General features: G+C 70.2%; 18 protein-coding genes. 17 read left to right on the top strand and 1 reads right to left on the bottom strand.

The features are described from left to right. Window positions 1–65 precede the first annotated feature (65 nt). From AC3IPY_RS19335 to AC3IPY_RS19300, 8 genes are all read left to right on the top strand, one after another. On the top strand, window positions 66–1,565 hold the full coding sequence (locus AC3IPY_RS19335) for a quaternary amine ABC transporter ATP-binding protein (RefSeq protein ID WP_489185904.1): 1,500 nt from the start codon (window positions 66–68) through the stop codon (window positions 1,563–1,565). Beyond that, entirely contained in the window at window positions 1,562–2,521 is a 960-nt protein-coding gene (locus AC3IPY_RS19330; protein WP_489185903.1) for an ABC transporter permease, read from the top strand. The genes AC3IPY_RS19335 and AC3IPY_RS19330 overlap by 4 nt, the downstream gene beginning before the upstream one ends. 138 nt (window positions 2,522–2,659) lie before the next feature. After that, window positions 2,660–3,556, top strand: coding sequence for a glycine betaine ABC transporter substrate-binding protein (locus AC3IPY_RS19325; protein WP_489185902.1), 897 nt, complete (start codon window positions 2,660–2,662; stop codon window positions 3,554–3,556). A gap of 262 nt (window positions 3,557–3,818) precedes the next feature. Then, the gene (rpmB, locus tag AC3IPY_RS19320) at window positions 3,819–4,055 is read left to right on the top strand and encodes a 50S ribosomal protein L28 (RefSeq protein WP_489185901.1); all 237 of its coding nucleotides are present in this window, start codon (window positions 3,819–3,821) and stop codon (window positions 4,053–4,055) included. Next, window positions 4,055–4,222: a 50S ribosomal protein L33 gene (gene rpmG, locus AC3IPY_RS19315; RefSeq protein WP_156998431.1), complete on the top strand. Its 168-nt coding sequence runs from the start codon at window positions 4,055–4,057 to the stop codon at window positions 4,220–4,222. The genes rpmB and rpmG overlap by 1 nt, the downstream gene beginning before the upstream one ends. Before the next feature lie 3 nt (window positions 4,223–4,225). Continuing rightward, complete coding sequence (gene rpsN / locus AC3IPY_RS19310) at window positions 4,226–4,531, top strand: 30S ribosomal protein S14 (RefSeq protein ID WP_489185900.1); 306 nt, start codon at window positions 4,226–4,228, stop codon at window positions 4,529–4,531. Window positions 4,532–4,885: 354 nt separating this feature from the next. Then, complete coding sequence (locus AC3IPY_RS19305) at window positions 4,886–5,173, top strand: HU family DNA-binding protein (RefSeq protein ID WP_489185899.1); 288 nt, start codon at window positions 4,886–4,888, stop codon at window positions 5,171–5,173. A gap of 313 nt (window positions 5,174–5,486) precedes the next feature. Then, window positions 5,487–7,457 (top strand): bifunctional copper resistance protein CopD/cytochrome c oxidase assembly protein, encoded by a 1,971-nt coding sequence (locus AC3IPY_RS19300; protein WP_489185898.1) that lies wholly within the window; start codon window positions 5,487–5,489, stop codon window positions 7,455–7,457. Between the two features lie 125 nt (window positions 7,458–7,582). Here AC3IPY_RS19300 and AC3IPY_RS19295 read toward each other — a convergent pair whose 3' ends face one another. Beyond that, a complete protein-coding gene (locus tag AC3IPY_RS19295; RefSeq protein ID WP_489185897.1) occupies window positions 7,583–8,638 on the bottom strand; it encodes a hypothetical protein in 1,056 nt (351 codons plus the stop codon). Between the two features lie 248 nt (window positions 8,639–8,886). Here AC3IPY_RS19295 and AC3IPY_RS19290 point away from each other — a divergent pair, with 248 nt between their 5' ends. The 9 genes from AC3IPY_RS19290 to AC3IPY_RS19250 all read left to right on the top strand — a co-directional run bounded on the left by AC3IPY_RS19290 (window position 8,887) and on the right by AC3IPY_RS19250 (window position 22,026). Beyond that, a complete protein-coding gene (locus AC3IPY_RS19290; RefSeq protein WP_489185896.1) occupies window positions 8,887–10,191 on the top strand; it encodes an ATP-dependent DNA helicase in 1,305 nt (434 codons plus the stop codon). Between the two features lie 55 nt (window positions 10,192–10,246). Next, window positions 10,247–11,566, top strand: coding sequence for a serine hydrolase domain-containing protein (locus AC3IPY_RS19285; protein WP_489185895.1), 1,320 nt, complete (start codon window positions 10,247–10,249; stop codon window positions 11,564–11,566). A gap of 83 nt (window positions 11,567–11,649) precedes the next feature. After that, window positions 11,650–12,033, top strand: coding sequence for a heavy-metal-associated domain-containing protein (locus tag AC3IPY_RS19280; RefSeq protein WP_489185894.1), 384 nt, complete (start codon window positions 11,650–11,652; stop codon window positions 12,031–12,033). Beyond that, a complete protein-coding gene (locus tag AC3IPY_RS19275) occupies window positions 12,030–14,324 on the top strand; it encodes a heavy metal translocating P-type ATPase (RefSeq protein ID WP_489185893.1) in 2,295 nt (764 codons plus the stop codon). Before AC3IPY_RS19280 ends, AC3IPY_RS19275 begins: the two co-directional genes overlap by 4 nt. A gap of 185 nt (window positions 14,325–14,509) precedes the next feature. After that, window positions 14,510–15,703 (top strand): ROK family transcriptional regulator, encoded by a 1,194-nt coding sequence (locus AC3IPY_RS19270; protein WP_489185892.1) that lies wholly within the window; start codon window positions 14,510–14,512, stop codon window positions 15,701–15,703. Window positions 15,704–15,973: 270 nt separating this feature from the next. Then, window positions 15,974–17,257 (top strand): ABC transporter substrate-binding protein, encoded by a 1,284-nt coding sequence (locus AC3IPY_RS19265; protein WP_489185891.1) that lies wholly within the window; start codon window positions 15,974–15,976, stop codon window positions 17,255–17,257. Between the two features lie 148 nt (window positions 17,258–17,405). Continuing rightward, window positions 17,406–18,347, top strand: a complete 942-nt coding sequence (locus tag AC3IPY_RS19260; protein ID WP_489185890.1) for a carbohydrate ABC transporter permease — start codon at window positions 17,406–17,408, stop codon at window positions 18,345–18,347. Then, entirely contained in the window at window positions 18,344–19,318 is a 975-nt protein-coding gene (locus tag AC3IPY_RS19255; protein WP_489185889.1) for a carbohydrate ABC transporter permease, read from the top strand. Before AC3IPY_RS19260 ends, AC3IPY_RS19255 begins: the two co-directional genes overlap by 4 nt. Beyond that, window positions 19,315–22,026 carry a hypothetical protein gene (locus AC3IPY_RS19250; protein WP_489185888.1) on the top strand — a complete coding sequence of 904 codons (2,712 nt, stop codon included), beginning with the start codon at window positions 19,315–19,317 and terminating at the stop codon, window positions 22,024–22,026. Before AC3IPY_RS19255 ends, AC3IPY_RS19250 begins: the two co-directional genes overlap by 4 nt. Window positions 22,027–22,030 lie beyond the last annotated feature (4 nt).

The raw sequence follows: 22,030 nt of genomic DNA, 5'->3' as shown, positions 1-22,030 counted from the left end.
GCGTTCACGCTGCCTCCGAGCACCTCGGCAGCGATTCACCGCACGCGCCTTTGGAGCGCCCTGCGATGCCCGAACATCACAGCACGAACACGAGCACGACCCCCAGCATCACCCCCGGCACCACCCCCGGCACGACCCCCGCCGCGATCCTCGCGGCCGGCGGCGTCCCCAACGCCCTCGAGGTCAGGAACCTCACCAGGTTCTTCGGCCGCAAGCCGGCCGAGGCGCTCGAGCGGCTGAAGGCCGGCGCCTCCCGCGAGGACCTCGCCGCCCTCGGCACCGCCGCGGTCATCGACGTCGACTTCGACGTGCGACAGGGGGAGATCTTCGTCGTCATGGGCCTGTCGGGCTCTGGAAAGTCGACGCTCATCCGCATGCTCAACGGCCTCGTCGAGCCGAGCGCGGGCACCGTGACCGTCATGGGCGAGCCCATCACGGGCGTCGGCCCGGCCAAGCTCCGCGAGGCACGGCGCAAGCACATCGCGATGGTGTTCCAGCACTTCGCCCTGCTGCCGCACCTCACCGTGCTCGACAACGCCGCCTACGGCCTCGAGGTGCAGGGGATGCCGCCGGCCGAACGCCGTGCGAAGGCCGAGCGCGTGCTCGAACGCGTGGGTCTCGGCGGCTGGGGCGACAAGCTGCCCTCCGAGCTCTCGGGCGGCATGCAGCAGCGCGTCGGCCTCGCCCGGGCGCTCGCCGCGGACGCCGACATCCTGCTCATGGACGAGGCGTTCAGCGCCCTCGACCCGCTCATCCGACGGGAGATGCAGGAGCAGCTCGTCGAGCTGCAGCAGGAGCTCGGCAAGACCATCGTCTTCATCACCCACGACCTGAACGAGGCCATGTTCCTCGGCGATCGCATCGCGGTCATGCGCGACGGGCGCGTCGTGCAGATCGGCACGGCCGAGGAGATCCTCACCGACCCCGCCGACGACTACGTCGCCCAGTTCGTGCAGGACGTCGACCGGGCCCGCGTGCTCACCGCAGGCAACGTCATGGAGGCGCCGCGCGCCGTGGCATCCGCTTCGGCAGGCCCCCGTGCCGCGCTGCGCGCCATGCGCGACCTGCAGACCTCGATGGTCTTCGTCGTGGCATCCGGTCGCAAGCTCGTCGGCGTCGCGCACGACCGCGACGTGCTGCGCCTCGTGCGCCGCGGCGAACGCTCGCTCCAGGGCGCGATCACCGACGACTACGCCGCCGTCGGCCCCGACGTCGTGCTCACCGACCTGCTCGAGAGCTCGGTCGAGCAGGCCCTGCCGCTCGCCGTCGTCGACGACGAGGGGCGCCTGCTCGGCGCCGTGCCGCGGGTGACCCTGCTCGCCGCGCTCGGCAACGTGCCGACCGACACGGCCGAGCTGCAGGCGGTGCAGAATCCCGCGACCGTGCCCGTCGACGTCATCACGGCGACGCTGCGCGAGACCGCGGCATCCGCCCCGCCCGACACGCCGCTGCCGCCCGACGAGCTCGCCATGACGGCCATGACGGTCACCACCGTCACCGGCGCGAGCGCCACGCCCGCCGCGCCCGCCACGACGTCCACCACGACCGACGGGAGCCGCGCATGAACGACTTCCGCATTCCCCTCGGCGACCTCGCCGACGGCGTCATCGACGTGCTCACCGACACGCTCGGCTGGTTCTTCGCCATCGTGCGCGCCGTCTTCCTCGCGTTCTACGACGCGGTCGAGTTCGTGCTCATCACGCCGCCGTTCTGGGTCGTGATCATCGCGCTCGCCGCGATCGCGTGGATCGTGAAGGGCTGGAAGCTCTCGCTCGGCACCGTGATCGGCCTGCTCGTGATCGTCGGCGTCGACCAGTGGGACAACGCGATGGAGTCCCTCGCCCTCGTGCTCGTCGCCAGCACGATCGCGATCGCGATCGCCGTGCCCGTCGGCATCTGGACGGCCCGATCCGACCTCGCGTCCAAGATCGTGCGCCCAGTGCTCGACTTCATGCAGACGATGCCCGCCTTCGTCTACCTGATCCCCGCGCTCATCCTGTTCCGCGTGGGCGTCGTGCCCGGCATCGTCGCGACGATCGTGTTCGCGATGGCCCCCGGCGTGCGCCTGACCGAGCTCGGCATCCGCGGCGTCGACCGCGAGGTCGTCGAGGCCGGGCACGCGTTCGGCGCCTCGCCGGCCCGCATCCTGCGCCAGATCCAGCTGCCGCTCGCGATGCCGAGCATCATGGCCGGCGTCAACCAGGTCATCATGCTCTCGCTCTCGATGGTCGTCATCGCCGGCATGGTCGGCGCGGGCGGGCTCGGCGGCGACGTCGTCGCCTCGCTGAACCGCATCGACGTGTCGCTCGGCTTCGAGGCCGGCCTCTCGGTCGTGATCCTCGCGATCATCCTCGACCGCATCACGGGCGCGCTCGGCGCGGGCCGCGGGCGTCGCACCCGAACCAAGGGGCGATCGGATGCCTCGAGCACGACGCCCGACGACGAGCGAGCGGATGCCGCGACCCAGGTCGAGCGCGAGATCGCATCGCCGAGGCGCGCACCCATGCCGACCGGGCTCTGACGAGGCACCCGCTCGGCTCACTCAACCTCCGACTTCGGGAGCGGCGTCCACGCGACGCCGTGCCCGGAACCTCGTCGCGCAGCTCGCGCGGCGTTCCCCAACACCCGCGACCACAGCCGCGGGAGGAAAGGAAACACCATGAAGAAGTCCATCCTGACGGGGGCTCTCGCCCTCTCCGCGGCATCCGCCCTGGTGCTCACCGGCTGCTCGACCGACGGCGGCAGCGCCGAGGCGCTCGAGAACGGCGACCAGCAGAAGGTCACCATCGCCGTGTTCAACGGCTGGGACGAGGGCGTCGCCGCGAGCGAGCTCTGGAAGGCGATCCTCACCGAGCAGGGCTACGACGTCACGCTCGAGTACGCCGACCCGGCGCCCGTCTACAGCGGCCTCGCGAGCGAGGACTACGACGTGACCCTCGACACCTGGCTGCCCATCACGCACGCCGACTACGTCGAGGAGTACGGCGACGACATCGTCGACCTCGGCTCGTGGAACGACGACGCCAAGCTCACCATCGCGGTGAACGAGGACGCCCCCATCGACTCGCTCGCCGAGCTCGCCGACAACGCCGACCTGTTCGACAACCGGCTCGTCGGCATCGAGCCCGGCTCCGGCCTGAACCGCGTCACGACCGACGAGGTCATCCCGACCTACGGGCTCGAGGGCATGGAGTACCTCACCAGCTCGACGCCCGCGATGCTCTCCGAGCTGACCGCGGCGACCGACAAGGGCGAGAACATCGTGGTCACGCTGTGGAGCCCGCACTGGGCCTACGACGCGTTCCCGATCAAGGACCTCGCCGACCCCGAGGGCGCGCTCGGCGGCGCCGAGGGCATCCACTCCTACAGCTCGGCGTCCTTCGCCGACACGCACCCGACCCTCGCGGGCTGGCTGGAGGACTTCACGATGGACTCCGAGCTGCTCTACTCGCTCGAGAACGCCATGTTCAACGAGAACGACACCGACGACTACGCCCCCGTGGTCGAGCAGTGGATCTCCGAGAACCAGGACTACGTGGACTCGCTCACGTCCTGACCCCGATCGGCCGGCCACGAATCGGCCGATGAGCCGAGCGAGCGGATGCCGCGGCGCAGTGCTGCTGCCCGCGGCATCCGCTCGATTCGGCCGTGATCAGCCTCTCTGGTAGGCTGTTCCTTTGGCTGGGCACATCCACTGCCCAGACCGCGACAATCCCCTTCGAACTTCGCGAGAAATCGCGGGCTTCGGGCGTGTGGAGGGTCAGCAGACAAGAGACCTTGGGAGGGGCATCCGCCCCTCGGTATTGGAGGAAAGACCAATGGCAGCAGTGTGCCAGGTGACTGGAGCCGTTCCCGGCTTCGGGCACAACATCTCGCACTCGCACCGCCGGACGAAGCGCCGCTTCGACCCGAACGTGCAGAAGAAGACCTATTACGTGCCGTCGCTTCGTCGTAGCGTCACCCTGAACGTGTCCGCCAAGGGCATCAAGGTGATCGACGCCCGCGGCATCGAGTCGGTCGTCAAGGACATCCAGGCTCGTGGGGTGAAGCTCTAATGGCGAAAGCACAGGACATCCGTCCGATCATCAAGCTCCGCTCGACGGCCGGCACCGGGTTCACCTACGTGACCCGCAAGAACCGTCGCAACAACCCCGACCGTCTCGTGCTCAAGAAGTACGACCCCGTGGTGCGCAAGCACGTCGACTTCCGAGAGGAGCGCTAAGACATGGCGAAGAAGAGCAAGATCGCGCGCAACGAGCAGCGCAAGGTGATCGTCGACCGCTACGCGGCCAAGCGCCTCGAGCTGAAGAAGGCGCTCGTCGACCCGAACGGCACCGACGAGTCGCGTGAAGCGGCTCGCGTCGGCCTGCAGAAGCTGCCCCGCAACGCCTCGCCGGTGCGCGTCCGTTCGCGTGACGCCATCGACGGCCGCCCCCGTGGCATGCTCACGAAGTTCGGCGTCTCGCGCGTCCGCTTCCGTGACATGGCGCACCGCGGCGAGCTGCCCGGCATCACCAAGTCGAGCTGGTAGGCCTCAGGCCCCAGCAGGCTTCACGCTTCACGCTTCACCGAAGGGGCGTCCCGGTTCGCCGGGGCGCCCCTTTCGGCGTCCGCTCGGCGTCCGCCGGGCCGTCGTCGGGGCCCGGGTGTTTCCGTTTGCGCCCGATGTTTCTTCCCGACGGGGAACATCCGGCGCGAACGGAAACGCCCGTGTCCCATCGCGACACGCCGGGTGGAGTTACCCGAAAGTGCCGGAAATCCGCGAGTTTCCGGGGTTCTCTGCTACATTCGAGGCGGCCCGATCGGCCACGGGGGCGGTTGAACGATCGTTCCCGAGAACTCACAAATGCTGTACAGAACAGCGAAGGTCCGAGGAGGACATTCAATGGCTGACAAGTCGCTCAACAAGACCGAGCTCGTCGCGAAGGTCGCTGCGTCGACCGGACAGAGCCAGGCCACCGTCGACGCCGTTCTCGGCGGCCTCTTCGAGGCGTTCGCAGAGGCCGTCTCGTCCGACACCAAGGTCTCGATCCCGGGCTGGCTCGCCGTCGAGCGCACCTCGCGCGCCGCGCGCACGGGCCGCAACCCGCAGACCGGCGCCGAGATCCAGATCCCGGCCGGCCACTCGGTCAAGGTCTCGGCCGGCTCGAAGCTGAAGGCCGCCGCGAAGTAGTCTTCGCGACAACGCAAGGGCGCTCGGCTTCGGCCGGGCGCCCTTCGTCGTCCCCGTCGCGCCGTGCCCCCCCCTCCGGCACGTCGGCCGGATTCGGAGTTCCGGCGACATGCCGCGCAGTGAGGCGCCGGCGGACGGCGTGTCGCCGAATCTCCGAATCCGGTGGACTGCGGATGCCGCGGAGTCGGCGTTCGGCCGGCGCGTGTCGGGTCCGCCGACGGCGGGGCGTGCGCCGGCCGGCATTCGGCCGCCCGCCGGCCGGGGCCAACCGCCCGTGGGCGGTCACGCGGCGCGCGGCGCGTAGGCTTGTGCGGTGCCCCGCTCAGTCCGCGTGTTCGGCCCTGCCGTCCTCATCGCCTTCGCGCTTGCGGCGACGGTCGCGGCACTGGCCTACGGCGGGGGAGCGGCGCCGCAGCTGATCCAGGACCCGGGCGCGTTCTCGCGGTGGGGCCTGCCGGTCGCTAAGCTCTTCGTGAACCTGGGCGCGGCCGGCATGATCGGCGCGCTGGTGCTCGCGGTGTGGGCGCTCGCCCCGAAGCGACGTGAATTCGACGTCGCCCTCGACGTGGCCGCGGCATCCGCTGCGGTGTTCACGGTCGCGAGCGCGGTGACCGGCCTGCTGACCTTCCTCGTCGTGACGGGCGTGCCGCTCACCCTGACCGACACGTTCGGTGCGCAGATCGGCCAGTTCCTCACGTCGATCCCGCTGGGGCAGTCGTGGCTCACGACGACGCTCATGGGTGCGGCCGTCACGGTGCTCTGCTTCGCGGTGCGCAACCACACGGCCGTGCTGTTCGTGACGGTGCTCGCGGTCGCCTCGCTCGTGCCCATGGCGCAGCAGGGGCACGCGGCCGGAACGGCGGGCCACAACGCGGCGATCACGGCGCTCGGCCTGCACCTGATCTTCGCGGGCGTCTGGCTCGGCGGCCTGCTCACGATCGTGCTGCTGCGCCGCGAGCTCGACACGAAGCGCCTGCCGGTCGTGCTCGCGCGGTACTCCACGGTCGCGCTGATCAGCTTCATGGTGGTCGCGGTGTCGGGCTACGCGAGCGCCGCCCTGCGCATCGGCGCCTGGGACCAGCTCGCGAGCCAGTACGGCGTGCTCGTCATCGTCAAGCTGCTCGCCCTGCTCGCCCTCGGCGCGTTCGGCGCGTTGCAGCGCCGCTACCTCATCGGGCGGATGTCGCGGGCCGGCGTCTCCGGCGTCAAGGAGTTCTGGTACCTCGTCGTCGCCGAGCTCGCGTTCATGGGCATCGCGTCGGGCGTGGCCGTGGCGCTCGGGCGCACGGCGACCCCGGTCGGCGAGCAGCCCGGATCCATCGCGCAGACGCCGGCCGAGATCCTCACGGGCGAGCCGCTTCCGCCGTGGCCCGAGCTCTGGCGCTACTTCACCGAGTGGAACCTCGACCTGCTCTGGATCTTCGCCTGCGCCTTCGGCATCTTCTTCTACCTGGCGGGCGTGTGGCGGCTGCGCCGTCGCGGCGACTCGTGGCCCGTGTACCGCACGGTGCTCTGGGTCGCGGGCATGCTGCTGCTCGCCTACATCACGAACGGCGGCGTCAACGCCTACGAGCAGTACCTGTTCTCGGCGCACATGGCCGCGCACATGGTGCTGACCATGGCGGTGCCCGTGCTGCTCGTGCCCGGCGCCCCGGTCACGCTCGCGGCGCGTGCCATCCGTCGCCGAAAGGACGGCTCGCGCGGCGGCCGCGAGTGGATCCTGCTCGCCGTGCACTCGAAGTTCGCGGGCATCATCGCGAATCCGATCGTCGCCGCGGTGCTCTTCGCCGGCTCGCTGTGGGTCTTCTACTTCACCGGGCTGTTCCGCTGGACGATGGTCGACCACCTAGGCCACGAGTGGATGATCGTGCACTTCCTCATCACGGGGTACCTCTTCGTGCAGTCGCTCATCGGCATCGACCCGGTGCCGTACCGGTTGCCGTACCCGTTCCGGCTGGTGCTGCTGCTCGGCACCATGGCGATGCACGCCTTCTTCGGGCTCGCGATCATGTCGAGCACGGGACTGCTCCTCGCCGACTGGTACGGCGCGATGGGCTGGGGCACGAACGCGCTCGACGATCAGATCATGGGCGGCGGCATCGCCTGGTCGATCGGCGAGATCCCGACCGTCGCGCTGGCGATCACCGTGGCCGTGCAGTGGCGGCGCAGCGACCAGAAGGAGTCGACGCGCCACGACCGGCACGCCGATCGCACCGGCGACGCCGAGCTCGAGGCGTACAACGCCCGACTCGCGGCGATCGCCGACCACGACCGCCAGGGCTGAGGCCGGTCGAGTCGCGACGAAGGAGCGTATCGAGACCCGAGCGCGGGCGGGCTGGTCTCGATACGGCGCCGGCGCGCCTCCTCGACCGGCGACCTGCGATCGGCGATCGGCGACCGCACCGCCCGTCAGTCGGTCGGCTGCAGCTGGATCGCGATGCTGTCGTCGGGCCGGATGGTCGCGGTGAGGGCGACCTTGAACGGGCGATCCTCCTCGAACTGCGTGATCTCGCCGTCGAAGAGCGACTGCACCTCGACCGAGATGTGCGCGAGTCCGTCGGTGGGCGGCATCTCGAACGCGTTCTCGCCGGCGGTGAGGGTGACGACGGGGTAGGTCACGATCGACCACGCCGGGTCGCCGAGCACGCGGTCGTCGATCTCGACTCCGAACGGGCAGTTCGCGGGCTGCAGCACGAGCTGCGTGGCGCACTGGTCGAGGTAGTCGTCGACCTGCGTCTGCACGCGCTTGACGAAGTCGGCCGTCGGCTGGGCGTCGACGGTGACCTCTGCCGCCTTCGCCGGCTCGACGCCGATCGTGACGGGGATCGCCTCGACCAGGGTGTCGGCGTAGCCGAACTCGTACACGGCGGGGGCGATCGCGAGGTACGGCGCCGTCTGCGTGAAGGCCTTCAGGTCGTCGCCGCTCTTGGTCGCACGCGTGTCGAGCGTGAGCGCGCCGACCGTGAAGACGGGGTTGTGCGCGGCGGTCACGTCGACCACGGTGATCGGGCTCGTGACGAACTCCCACCGGTTGAGCAGCCCGTAGAGGGGGGCGATGGGGCGCACGTCGAAGGTGGACTGCAGGATCGACGTGTCGAGCCGGTAGCTCACCGACACCGAATGCGTGCCGTCGTCGTTGGCCACGTCGTCGACGATCTGCACGTCTTCTGGGCCGGCCTCGATGACCCCCGACCGCAGCATCGCGCTCGAGATGTCGGTCGGCAGCCCGAGCTCGGCGATCTCGGCCGCGTCGAGTGCGACGCCCGGCGTCGTGGTGGCGGTGGCCATGTCGTCTTCGGCGACCGCGTCGAGGTAGCGCTGCACGAAGTTCGCGGCGCCGTAGGTCGTCTGGTTCAGCCCGCCGAGCGCCGCGAGGAACGCGCTCGCGAGCAGCACGGCGAGCCCGGCCCACCCGACCATCGCCAGTACGGAGAGCCGGCCGCTGCGAACTCCGGCCCCGGTCACCACGCCAGTCTAAGCGGGGGCGGATGCCGCGAGCCGAACGTGCCCGCCGGGCCGCGGCCCTGCCGCGAGCAGTCGCCGTGTCGTGGCATCCGCTCGCTCGAATGCCGTCGACCCGTCGTCCACAGGCGGGTGGTTCGCGGATGCGGCACGGCGGGCTCGCGCGGTCCCGGAGAGCGGATGCCGCGCGGCTAGGGTTGGATCGCGCCGACCGGCGGCGCGCCAGCCCGGAGAACAGACCGGAGAACCCCGTGCCCCCTCTGACCCTCACCCGCGAGCAGTCCGCGGTCTTCGAGGCGATCGAGGGCACCCGCGATCACGTGTTCGTCACCGGTCGTGCCGGCACGGGCAAGTCGACGCTGCTCAACCACCTCAACTGGAACACGCAGAAGCAGATCGTGATCTGCGCGCCCACGGGTGTTGCGGCGCTCAACGTGGGCGGGCAGACGATCCACTCGCTGTTCCGGCTGCCGATCGGGGTCATCGCCGACCACCAGATCGACCAGAACGACGCGGTGCGCAAGATCCTGAACGCGATGGACACGCTCGTGATCGACGAGATATCGATGGTCAACGCCGACCTCATGGACGCGATGGATCGCGCCCTCCGACAGGCGCGCCAGCGCAGGCACGAGCCGTTCGGCGGCGTGCAGGTCGTGCTGTTCGGCGACCCGTACCAGTTGGCGCCCGTGCCGGGCGACGCCGACGAGCGGGCGTATTTCGCCGACACGTACGACTCGATGTGGTTCTTCGACGCGAAGGTGTGGCGCGAGACCGGCCTGCGCATCTTCGAGCTCGGCGAGGTGCACCGCCAGCACGACGACGAGTTCAAGTTCATGCTCAACGCCGTGCGGCACGGGCGGGTCACCGCCGAGATCGCGGGCGTGCTCAACACGGTCGGCGCCCGCCGCCCGCTCCCCGAGCACGGCGCGATCACGCTCGCGACGACGAACGGCACGGTCAACCGCATCAACGCCACGCAGTTGCACAGGCTGCCGGGGCATTCGAAGGCGAACGAGGCCGAGGTCGCCGGCGACTTCGGCGGGCGCGCCTACCCGGCCGATGAACGGCTCGAGCTGAAGGTCGGCGCGCAGGTGATGTTCCTGCGCAACGACACCGCCATCGGGCCCGACGGCCAGCGCTGGGTCAACGGCACGATCGGCACCGTCGTCGACCTCGATCGCGAGGTGCGCGTCGAGGTCGACGGCGAGGTGCACGAGGTCGAGCCGGCCACCTGGGAGAAGTACAAGTACTCCTGGGATCCGAACCGCAAGAAGCTCGAGCGCCAGATCGTGGCCGAGTTCACCCAGTTCCCGCTGCGGCTCGCGTGGGCCGTGACGATCCACAAGTCGCAGGGCGCCAGTTACGACACGGCGATCGTCGACCTCGGGCCGCGGGTGTTCAGTCCAGGGCAGACCTACGTCGCCCTGAGCCGCCTGACCTCGCTCGAGGGGCTCTACCTCAGCCGGCCGCTGCGTCCGAGCGACATCATCGTCGATCCCGCCGTCGAACGCTTCATGTCGGGGGCCGAGCGCGAGATCGGCACCGCCTCCTGAGCGTTCTCCCGGGGTCGTCGGGTTAGAATCGCGTCGACACGGCTAGGGGGGGCTGGTGGTTGATCGCCGGGGGAGTCGGCGGCGCAGATGGGGATCCGCGGCCGCGGCGTTCGTCGTGCTCGCACTCGGGTTGCAGGGCTGCTCGTTCGGCCAGGTGAATCCCGAGGCGCAGTTCGACTCCGTCGATGCGACGCTCGCGGGGGACACGTCCGACGCGCTCGCCGGCGTGCTCGAGCAGGCGATCCAGCTGAGCGGTGCGAGCGGCGGCATCGCCGGTGTGTGGGCACCGTGGGCGGGGTCGTGGACCGCGGCATCCGGAACCGTCTCGTTCGACGAGGGTGCGGCGAAGGTCACGACCGACACGCCGTTCCGCATGGCCACGGTCACCTCCGAGGTGACCTGCGCGATCGTGCTGAAGCTCGCCGACCAGGGCAGGCTCGACCTCGACGCCCGCGTCTCCGACGACGTCGACTGGATCCCGGGTCTCGGCGACGTGACCTACGAACAGCTCTGCCGGCACACCTCGGGCATCGCCGACTACTACCCGCACCTCGAGGACATCTTCGTCTCGAATCCCGAGCGGCCGTGGTCCAAGAACGAGCTCGTCGCGGCCGGCATGGCGCTGCCGCGGGTCGCCGCCGCCGGCGAGAAGGTGAGCGAGTCGCGCACGGGCGTGCTGCTCGCGGCCATGGGCGCAGAGCGCCGCGCCGGCCAGTCGTGGAAGGACCTCGCCGAGAACGAGGTCTTCGGCCCGCTCGGCATGGAGTCGACGACGCTGCCGGCGCCGGATGCCGCGGGCACGGGCCTGCTCGGAGCCTATTCGGCCAAGGTCGCGGGCAACGGCAAGCTCGACTGCTCGGTCCGGTACGACGATTCCGACCAGTCGAGCTCGAACGGCGGGGCCGCCGCCGGCGCCACGACGACCCTCGACGACCTGCGCCGCTTCAGCGAGGCGTTCGCGACCGGCGCGCTGCTGTCGGACGACACCGCGGCGACGCAGTGGAAGACGAAGCCGATGGGCGGGGATGCACCGACCTGGGTCGGCGCCGGCATCGGCGGGCAGGCCTACGGGCCGATGCGCGGCGACGCCGGGGAGACCGCCGGAGTGCTGACGGCGGCGTTCACCGACCCCGACAGCGGGCTGACGGTCGTCGTGGCGCTGAACAACTCGTCGCCGCCGCCCGACTTCGTGCGCGAGGTCGCGTTCGCGCTCGCGTCGATCGGCTCGAAGGCCGCCGCGGCCGACGGCCACGAGACCCCCCTCGTCGAGCTGCCGTGGTCGCTCGACCAGGCGACGGCGAAGATGCAGGACCTGGCGCCGTGCGCCGACGTCGCGGTCGATGCCGCCGCCGACGCCGAGACGCCCGCGGCGTAGTTTCCGCCTTGCATACCGCGCGAGTGCGCTAGTGTTGTGTCTGCAGAGGTACCCCATAGGGGTATAGGGAACAGGAGAACTCGATGTGCGACACGAATGACACGACCGGCGGATGCTGCAGCACGACGCTCTCGATCGGACGACCGGGCGAGCACCCTGAGGGCGTGGCGTTCTCGGCCGGACCGAGCGCGCCGCCCGCCGCTTCAGCCGCCTCCGTCTCGGGCGACGTGCTGGCCGCAGCAGGGGTCACGACCGCGTTCGGCGTCGGGGGAATGACCTGCTCGCACTGCGTCGCGAGCGTCACCGAGGAGGTCGGCCGCCTGGACGGCGTCACCGGCGTGCGGGTCGACCTCGTCGTGGGCGGCGTCTCCACGGTGACCGTCGAGAGCACCACGATGCTCGACGCGCAGGCCGTGGCCGAAGCCGTCGACGAGGCCGGGTACGAGCTGGCCGCAGCCGCCTCGTGAGCGCGCAGCACGTCGACCTGCTCGTCGGGGGCATGACCTGCGCCTCATGCGCCGCGCGCGTCGAGAAGAAGCTCAACCGCATGCCGGGCGTCGAGGCCACCGTCAACTACGCGACCGAGAAGGCGCGCGTGCTGCTGCCCGAGGGCGTCACCGTCGAGCAGGCGATCGCGACCGTCGAGGCGACGGGCTACACGGCCGAGCTGCCGGCCCCTCCGGCGCCGCCTGTGCCCGCAGTGCCGTCGGCTGCCGAGCCGTCGGCCGAGTCCCGCGTCGATTCCGCAGGGGGCCGGGAGGCGGCATCCCTCCGACAGCGGTTGCTCGTGTCGACCGTGCTGACCGTGCCGGTCGTCGCGATGTCGATGGTCCCGGCCCTGCAGTTCGAGAACTGGCAGTGGCTCGCGCTCGTGCTCGCCGCGCCCGTCGCGGTGTGGGGCGCGTGGCCGTTCCACCGCGCCGCGTGGACCAACCTGCGCCACGGCGCCGCGACCATGGACACGCTCATCAGCGTCGGCGTGCTCGCGGCGCTCGGCTGGTCGTTGTACGCGCTCTTCCTCGGCGGCGCGGGCATGCCCGGCATGACCATGGAGTTCGCCCTGTTCACGGCGCCCGGCGGCGGCGCCGACGAGATCTACCTCGAGGTGGCATCGGCCGTGACGGTGTTCGTGCTCGCCGGCCGGTACGCCGAGGCGCGAGCGAAGCGCTCGTCGACCGCCGCCATCACCGCGCTGCTCGAGATGGGTGCGAGCGAGGCATCCGTGCTCCGCGACGGCGTCGAGGTGCGGATGCCGGTGGCCGACCTCGTCGTCGACGACCGGTTCGTCGTGCGACCCGGCGAGAAGATCGCCACCGACGGCGTCGTGGTCGAGGGCGGCTCGGCGGTGGATGCGAGCATGCTGACGGGCGAGTTCGTTCCCGTCGAGGTCGCGCCGGGCGACGCCGTGGTCGGGGCGACCCTCAACGTCGGAGGTCGTCTCGTGGTGCGGGCGACGCGTGTCGGCGCCGACACCGAGCTCGCGGCGATGGCCCGGCTCGTCGAGCAGGCGCAGACCGGCAAGGCCGAGGTGCAGCGACTCGCCGACCGCGTCTCGGCCGTGTTCGTGCCGATCGTGATCGGGCTCGCGCTCGCCGCGCTCGCCGGATGGCTGCTCGCGGGGGCCGACCCCGAGGTGGCGTTCACGGCCGCCGTCGCGACGCTCATCGTCGCCTGCCCGTGCGCGCTCGGCCTCGCGACGCCCATGGCGCTGCTCGTCGGCACCGCGCGCGGGGCGCAGCTGGGCATCCTCATCAAGGGGCCGCAGATCCTCGAGTCGACGAGGCGCGTCGACACGATCGTGCTCGACAAGACCGGAACGGTCACGAGCGGGCGGATGTCGCTCGCCGAGGTCGTTCCCGCGTCGGGGGAGCACGGGGCCGAGGTGCTGCGCTTCGCCGGGGCCGCTGAGGCCGGGTCGGAGCATCCGATCGCCGCCGCGATCACGGCTGCCGCCGCTGAGGCTGTCGGGTCGCCCGCGAACGGTGCGGACGCCGCGCTGCCGCCGATCGAGTCCTTCGCCTCGGCGCAAGGGCTCGGCGTGCAGGCCGTCGTCGAGGGCCGGCTCGTGCTCGTCGGCCGTCCGGCCTGGCTGTCGGAGCAGTGGGCCGTCGACGTGCCGAGCGAGCTCTCCGAGCGTCAGGTCGAGCTCGAGACGGCGGGCGGCACGGTCGTCGCCGTCGCGTGGGACGGCCGTGCCCGCGGCATCCTGAGCGTGACCGACACGGTGAAGCCGAACAGCGCCTCGGCGCTCGCGCAGCTGAAGGCGCTCGGGCTGACGCCCATGCTGCTCACGGGTGACAACGAGCGCGTCGCGCGGGCGGTCGCCGCCGAGCTCGGCATCGACGAGGTGCGCGCCGAGGTGCTGCCCGCCGAGAAGGCCGAGGTCGTGCGCGCACTGCAGGCCGAGGGGCGCGTGGTGGCGATGGTCGGCGACGGGGTCAACGACGCGGTCGCGCTGGCGACGGCCGACCTCGGCATCGCCATGGGCACCGGAACGGATGTCGCGATCGAGGCCAGCGACCTGACGCTGGTGCGCAGCGACCTCGTGGCCGTCGTCGACGCGATCCGCTTGTCGCGGCGCACGCTCGGCACGATCAAGGGCAACCTGTTCTGGGCTTTCGCCTACAACGTGGCCGCGATCCCGGTCGCGATGCTCGGCATGCTGAACCCGCTCGTCGCTGGCGCGGCGATGGCGTTCTCGTCGGTCTTCGTCGTTGGCAACAGCCTGCGGCTGCGGAGGTTCCGCGGGGTGCGCTGACGGCAGCCGGCAGCCGGCGGCCGGCGACCGCTCCTGCCCGCGCTGCCCTCGCGATGCCCTCGTCGGGGTGCCGCGAGGGCACGCTCGCGTGCCAGACATCCGTCCTCTAACGGGTACCCTCGACTCGAACCCCCGGCCGCTCGTTCGGATCGGGCTTGAATGTCGGATGATTCGAAGGAGGCCGGATGCGACGGGGCACGAACCTTCCCGCCATCGGCTCGTTCAATCAGACGGTCATCCTCGATCTCATCCGCCGCTCGAATGAGGGGATCAGCCGCCCCGAGATCGCGTCGCTCACCGGCCTCTCGGCGCAGACCATCTCGAACGGCGCGAAGCGGCTGATCGAGGACGGCCTCATCGAGGAGGCCGGCACGTACATCCAGGGGCGCGGCAAGCCCCCGGTCATGCTCCGGCTCGTGCCGACCGGCCGCTTCGCCGTCGGCGTGCATCTCGACCCCGCGGTGGTCACGTACGTGCTGCTCGACCTGACGGGCGCGATCGTCGCGCACAGCCGTTCACGCACGCCACTGCCTGCGGACCCCGTAGCCGTCGTCGATGGCATGGCGGCCGCGGTCGATGCCCTGCTCGCCGAGTCCGGCGTCGAGAGGAGCGCGGTGCTCGGCATCGGCATCGCCTCTCCCGGCCCGATCGATGTCACACGCGGCATCGTCCTGGATCCGCCGCTGCTGGAGGGCTGGCGGGATGTCCCGCTTCGCGATGCGCTGGCGACGGCGGCATCGCTTCCCGTGCTGTTGGAGAAGGACGTGAACGCGGCCGCCGTCGCGGAGCTCTGGGTCGGCGACGAACGTCGGCGCGACTTCGCCTTCTTCTACCTCGGCACCGGCATCGGCATCGGCCTCGCGTTGGATCGCGAGGTGCTCCGCGGGGCGACCGGCAACGCCGGCGAGGGCGGCACGCTCGTGGTCCCCTCAGCCGGGCTCCCGTCGGGGCGGCGCAGCGAGATGATCGGGCATCTGGCGACGCCCCCGTACCTGACCGCTCAGGCGATCGACGAGGGCGTGCTGCAGGCCGGTGACTCGTTCAACGATCTCATCGAGGCGGCCACGGGGAATGACCCGGGTGCGCTTCGGATCCTCATTCGGGCGGGTGGGGTCATCGCCTCGGCGATCGTGTCGCTCGTCAATCTGCTCGACGTCGACGAGATCGTCTTCGGGGGACCGTACTGGGCCCTGCTCGAGCCGTTCGTGCTGCCGACGATCCGTGAGAGGGTGGAGAGCTCTCCCGACCGGGTGACGCACCATCCCGTGCGCATGGCCTCGGCCTCCGCCGGCGATGATGTCGCCGCCGTCGGCGCGGCGAGCCTCGTGCTCGACGGCACGCTCTCGCCGCGGCCCTCGTCGTTGCTGATCTCTGAATAACCCTCCCGTCGCCCGCTGCCCCCGCGGTGCCGTCGCAGGGATCCGGGAGATTCCCGCTGTGCTCCCTCTGTCGCACTGACCGGTATTGACATCGGATGTTTGTGGGATTAGTCTCGCCACCAATACGCCAATCGTTTTGGTATATTCCGAAATCGGCGCAGGCATCACCGCAATCCCACCAGTTCCACCCACACCGCCCCTCGCGAGACATCGGACCCATCGGGCACGGTTTCGCCGCGGCTCCGGCCGCACATCATCAAGGAGGATGACATGAAGCGATCGCGTCTGGTGACGGCCGTCGCACTCTCGGCCGGCGCCGCCCTCGCGCTCTCGGCCTGCTCGACCAGCGCCCCCAGCGATGGCGACGCAGAGGCGCTCACGTTCATGGTGTTCGAGACGCCCGCGCTCGACGCGACGTTCTGGGACGCCTCGATCGACAACGCACTGAAGGACCTTCCGGGCGTCAGCGTCGAGAAGATCGTGAGCCCCGACGCCGACCGCAACGCCTACGCCAAGCAGTTGCAGGCCAGCGGCCAGTTCCCCGACATCCTGTCGTCGATCAACCCGAAGGACTTCCTCGACGCGGGCCTGCTCCAGCCGTTCGACAAGTCGTGGCTCGAGGAGAACTTCCTGCAGCCCACCGGCAACGACATCGACGGCGAGACCTACATCCCTCCGACGAACTCGCAGGTGATCCCGCTCGTCTTCTACAACAAGCAGATCTTCGCCGACAACGGCCTCGACGTGCCCAGCACGTGGAGCGAGTTCGTCGATGTCATCGGCAAGTTGAAGTCCGCCGGCGTCACGCCGATCGAGATGGCCGGCGCCGAGCCGTGGGCCGGCAGCATGTCGCTCGTCGGCCTCGCGAGCGCCGACGTGCTCGGCCAGGACCCGAACTGGATCCAGGAGCGCTACGCGGGCGACGTGCAGTTCGCCGACCCGCTGTTCGCCGATGCCATGCAGAAGGGCGTGGACCTGGTGCAGATGGGCGCATACGATCCGGCTGCGCTCAGCGTCGACTTCGCGACCGCGAACCAGAACTTCCTCGCCGGCAAGAGCGGGATGTACCCGATGGGCAGTTGGTTCACGGGCTCGAGCTACCTGACTCCTGAGCAGGCCGAGAACATCGGCGCCTTCCCGTGGCCGACCGACGACGGCTCCGTCGTGATCCCCTTCAACATCGGCGGCACCACCTCGGTCAGTTCGCAGTCGAAGGATGTCGCGAGCGCCACGAAGTTCGCCCAGGCATGGTCGCTCGATCCCCAGAACCTCGCGGTGCTCGTCGAGACCGACGGCGCGTACCCGATGATGAGCAAGCTCGGCCTCGAGGACTTCGGCGTCGACGTGAGCGAGCTGTACACCGACACGTACAGCCTCGTCACCGCCGACAACACGAAGGTCTCGTCGTTCGGCTGGGTCAACAACGATGACGCGCTCGCCCCGGGCCTGAACGACCTGTTCTATGCCCTGTCGCAGTCGTTCTTCTCGAACTCCGATGTCGCGGGGCAGCTCGCCCAGCTCGACTCGGACTGGGACGCCGCCGCAGGCAACTGACACCGCACCCGGGCCGGCACGCCGCCGGCCCGGGCCCGCCCGCGCCGGATCGACGCTCCACTCGAGCGGCGCCGCGGGTCCCGCAGCGGCTCTGTGCCGTCAGCGGGCCTGCGGCGCCGCCGCCACCACTCCGTCCGAAAGGATCCCCATGTCCACCCAGGTCGCCGCCCCGCGGCCGTCGCGCAGCATCGACCGCCCCGAGGTGGGCCGTCGACGCAGCGGACGCCGCGGAATGGGCCTCGCCCCGCTCGCGTCGATCGCGATCGTCCTGTACGTCGCGTTCCTGCTCTACCCCATCGTGCAGAGCATGATCACGAGCCTCACCGATCGCAACCCGCTCAAGCCCGAGAGCGAGTTCATCGGCCTCGCGAACTACGCCGAACTGTTCCAGGACCAGCGCCTCATGCGAAGCCTCGGGTTCACGCTCGTCGTCGTGGTGTTCGTGACGGTCGTCGCGAACGCGCTCGGCCTGGTGTTCGCGATGCTGCTGAACCGATCGAGCACGAACTACAAGGTCATGCGCACGCTGATCTTCATCCCGCAGGTGCTGTCGGGCGTCATCGTCGCCTTCATCTGGAGAAGCATCCTGACGCAGAACGGCCTGCTCAACTCGACGCTCGAGAACCTCGGCCTCACCGACTCCGCCGTCTCATGGCTCGGGACCCCCGAGCTCGCGACCCTGTCGATCTGCATCGTCGTGAGCTGGATGACGATCGCCTTCTCGACGGTCGTGTACACGGCGTCCCTGCAGACGGTGCCCTCCGAGCTGTACGAGGCCGCGCGCGTCGACGGCGCCGGTGCCCTCAGCCGGTTCAGGAACGTCACCTTCCCCATGATCGCGCCGGGCATGACGATCAGCGTCACCCTCTGCCTCATCACCACGCTCAAGCTGTACGACGTCATCGCCGTGCTCACCGGTGGAGGCCCTGCGAACTCGACGAAGTCGGTCGCCTACTACCTGATCGATGTGGCCTTCACGAGCAACCGGTTCGGATACGCCAGCGCGATCGCGATCTTCCTGCTCGCCCTGACCGCCGTGGTGGCCTACTCCACGACCGGCCTGCTCCGCCGACGGGAGGCGCACCTGTGAGCACCACCGACATGCCGATGACCTCGGATGCCTCGAGCCCCGCCGGACGTGGCACGGAGTCGCCGTCCGAGCGCGAGGCGGAGACGATCCTGACGACCTTCGAGGATCCGGCACCGCGCCGGATCGGTCCCCGCAGCCGCCGACGCCTGCTGCGTGACGGCGGTCGCCTGGCCGGCGCCTGGCTCGTGACGCTCGCGTTCGTGCTGCCGATCTACCTCGCCCTCTCGAGCGCGTTCAAGACCCAGGAGCAGATTCTCGCGAATCCGCTCGCACTCCCGGCGCCGTTCACGTTCGACAACCTCATCACCGCGCTGCAGCGCCCCGACCAGCTCGTGCAGGGCGGCCTGCTCAACTCGGTCCTGGTCACGACCCTGACACTCGTCATCCTGATCCCGCTCGCCTCGGCGGTGAGCTTCTGGATCACCGAGCGCGGACCCCTGCTGCGCGGGGTCCTGCTCGCCGTGTTCGCGTTGGGCCTCATGGTTCCGCCGCAGGTCGTGCTGCAACCGATCATCACGCTGCTGCAGGCCATCGGGCTGCAGAACAGCTACCCCGGCCTCATCCTCTCGAACGTGGGCGGCGGCTACATGTCGTTCGCCGTGTTCGTCTACGTCGGGTTCCTGCGCACCGTGCCGCGCGAGATCATCGAGGCGGCCCGCGTCGACGGGGCATCCGACCTGCGCATCTGGTGGTCCGTCGTGATGCCGCTTGTTCGGCCGGCCACCGCGACCGTGGGAATCTTCCTGGGTCTGTGGGTGTGGAACGACTTCCTCAACCCGCTCTTCATCCTCGGCCCGCTGCAGGGCCAGACCATCACGACGGGCATCTACCAGTCCCTCGGAACCTACTCGACCGACTACGGGCAGCTCTTCGGCATCATGTTCCTCGCTGCGATCATCCCCGTGGTCGGGTATCTCGTCACCCAGCGTGAGTTCATCCACGGGCTCATGTCGGGAGCCTCGAAAGGATGACCGTGCTGCCTTCCGGCGTGCCCTCGCTCGACCGTCTCTCCAACGAATGGCTCTACGCCGACGATCTCCAACATCTGCATTCCTTGCGCAACCAATGGGGGCAGGCGCACGTGAACGCGGACCTGACGTCGATCTCGTGGCTGGCGGTGCCGCCGTTCGCCGGCGGATACCGCACCGGCGTCCTGCGTATCGACGGTGCCCTTCCGAGCGCGGAGGAGTTCAACTGGGCACCGTGGGGGGTGCGCCGGCGCGCGCGCATCGACGGAGTCCGGGTCGAGACCGACACCCGCCTCGGCTTCGAGTCGACCGAGGCGTTCTGGCGCGTCAGCGTGGCGAACGACACGGATGCCCCGCGCACGGTCGAGCTCGAGCTCGAACTGCTGGCACCGATCGCGCACGCCGACGTCGACTGGGGATGGCTGCACGGCACGCCGTGGAACTCGGGCCACCACCACGACTACTACGCGACCGAGCGACTGCGCGCCGACGCAGCTGAGGGTGCGCCCCGACAAGTGCAGCTCGTCGCGGAGGATCCGAGGCATGTGCGCCTCGGGCGCCCGAGAGTGCCCGGCATCCAACGCGACGAGGAAGACGCGCCGATGCTGCTCGAGACCGCGCTGCCGTCGCACTTCACCCCGGACTCCCCCTCGTGGGTGCGACCACCGGCTGCCATCGCCGAGATCGCATGGGTCGAAGTGCTCTCCGCCGAACGTGAGCGGGTGCGTCTCGACGGTCCATGGAGCCTCGATGACGCGACGACCGAGCATCGGCTCGCGGTGGCCGTGCTGGGAGACGGAGGACGGCTCGAGTTCGAGGTGCGCGTCGGTGATCCGGGCAAGGCCGACGCCGCCCACGACGGCGTGCTGCTCACGCACGGGAACCACCCCGACTCGCTGCAGTTCGCGATCGTCGACGGATGCCTCGTCGCCCGCGTGGGCGGCGAGCCGATGACCACGGAGCTCCGCATGGAGCGCGGCGCCGTGCACCGCGTCGCCGCCACAGTGTCGAGCACGGGCGCGACGCTCGAGGTCGACGGCGTGGAGGTCGCCCGCACCGCGGAGTGGTGGGCATCGACGCGCTGGTCGGCCGCGGAACAGGGCGGGGCGGTGGTCGTGGTGGACTCCGCCTCGCCCGCCAGGTCGGCGTTCGCGTTCTCGCGCGGGCTCGACCGGCTCGAGGTCGAGGGCCAGCGTGGCGTCGCGACATGGCGACTTCTGTTGGCGCCGGGTGAGTCGGCGGACATCGGTGTCGTGCTCGAGTTCGGGGTCGACGAAGCGCAGGTGCTGCGCCACGCCCGGTGGGCGGCCCGCCGGTTCGAGGCGAGGTTCCAGTCGATCGCCGAATCGTGGCGCAGGCTGTGGGCCAATGCGTTCACGCCGGGCAACCCCGACCATTCCGGCTACCTGCCGGTCTTCGAGTCGCCCGACGAGGGACTCGAACTCGGGTACTACTACGGGAACCTGCTCGCCCTCTACCTGCGAAACACGGGTGTGAGCTCCATCGGCCCGGTGTTCCTCACCGGTGGGCCGCGGCTCGGGGCGACGACGACGTTCTACTGGGATCAGTCGGAATGGGCGCGCGTCGGCGCGATGCTCGAGCCACGCGGCATCCGCGCCTGGATCGTCGCCGCGCTCGCGCAGCCATACGATGCATCGCATTCCTTCGACACCCGATCGCTCACCCCGGTCGGCAACCACTATGCGGCGAACGACCACGCCCTGTTCACGATCGTCGAGCACTACGTCGGCGTGACCGGTGACGCGACGGTGCTCGACGAACTCGCCGCGGGGCGCACCGTGCTGGACCACCTTCGCGGAATGGCCGGACGTGCACGCATGAACCGTGCCGGCTTCGGCGGCGGCGTGCTCGTCGACCTCGGCCGTGACGCGTGGGAGCTGCTCGAGTGCGTGCCGAACTACCGCGACGCGGTGGTCTCGTTCAACGCCGGTTACGCGGGCATGCTCCGCTCGCTCTCGGTGCTCGTCGAACGCCTCGGGCACGTCTCCGAAGCTGAGTCGCTGGCTGCTGAAGCCGATCGCCTCACTGCGGCCGTGCTCGACCAGTACGCCGGAGACGGTCGGTGGCGCATCGCGCATCCCGAGGGCGAAGACCCGATCGGGCACTGCCTCGATTTCGAGCTGGTCGCCGCGCACCTCGCCGACGAGCTCGACGAGACGCGCCGACGCGAGATGGTCGCGTTCGTCGAGGAGCACCTGCTCGACGGGGACTGGATGCGCGCCCTCTCGCCCGACGACCCGATCGCGCCGTTCTCGGATCGACCCGATCACGGTGCCGCGGGCGCCTTCGCCGGTTGGCCGGGTGCCACCTCGTATGGCCTCGCCCGCCTCGGCCGGCCCGACCTGGCGGCCGCCTTCCTGGCCCGGATCCACCGCAGCCGCTCGGGCGCGCTGTGGGGGCAGGCCGTCGAGGCGGTCGGTGACGGCCGCTTCCACGTCGCCGAACGCGGCGTCTCGAACCGCGACTCGAACGCCGCGGCCGCCGTCAGCGAGGCGATCATCGCCGGGCTCTTCGGCATCGCCGCAGGGTTCGAGCACGCGGGAACCGGATCGCGCACGTCGGACTGGGGCACCCTCCGCAACGTGCGCGCGGTCGGATTCGACCTCCCCAAGCCACCACACGGGGCATTCCGCCCCACCGTCAAGTCAACGACGACGAAGGAATTCATCGATGCAGAGACAACAACATGAAACG

The organism is Agromyces sp. GL_144, assembly GCF_057834305.1.
The sequence above is the reverse complement of the archived record's forward strand: the minus strand, read 5'-3'. Positions and strand labels throughout refer to the sequence as shown.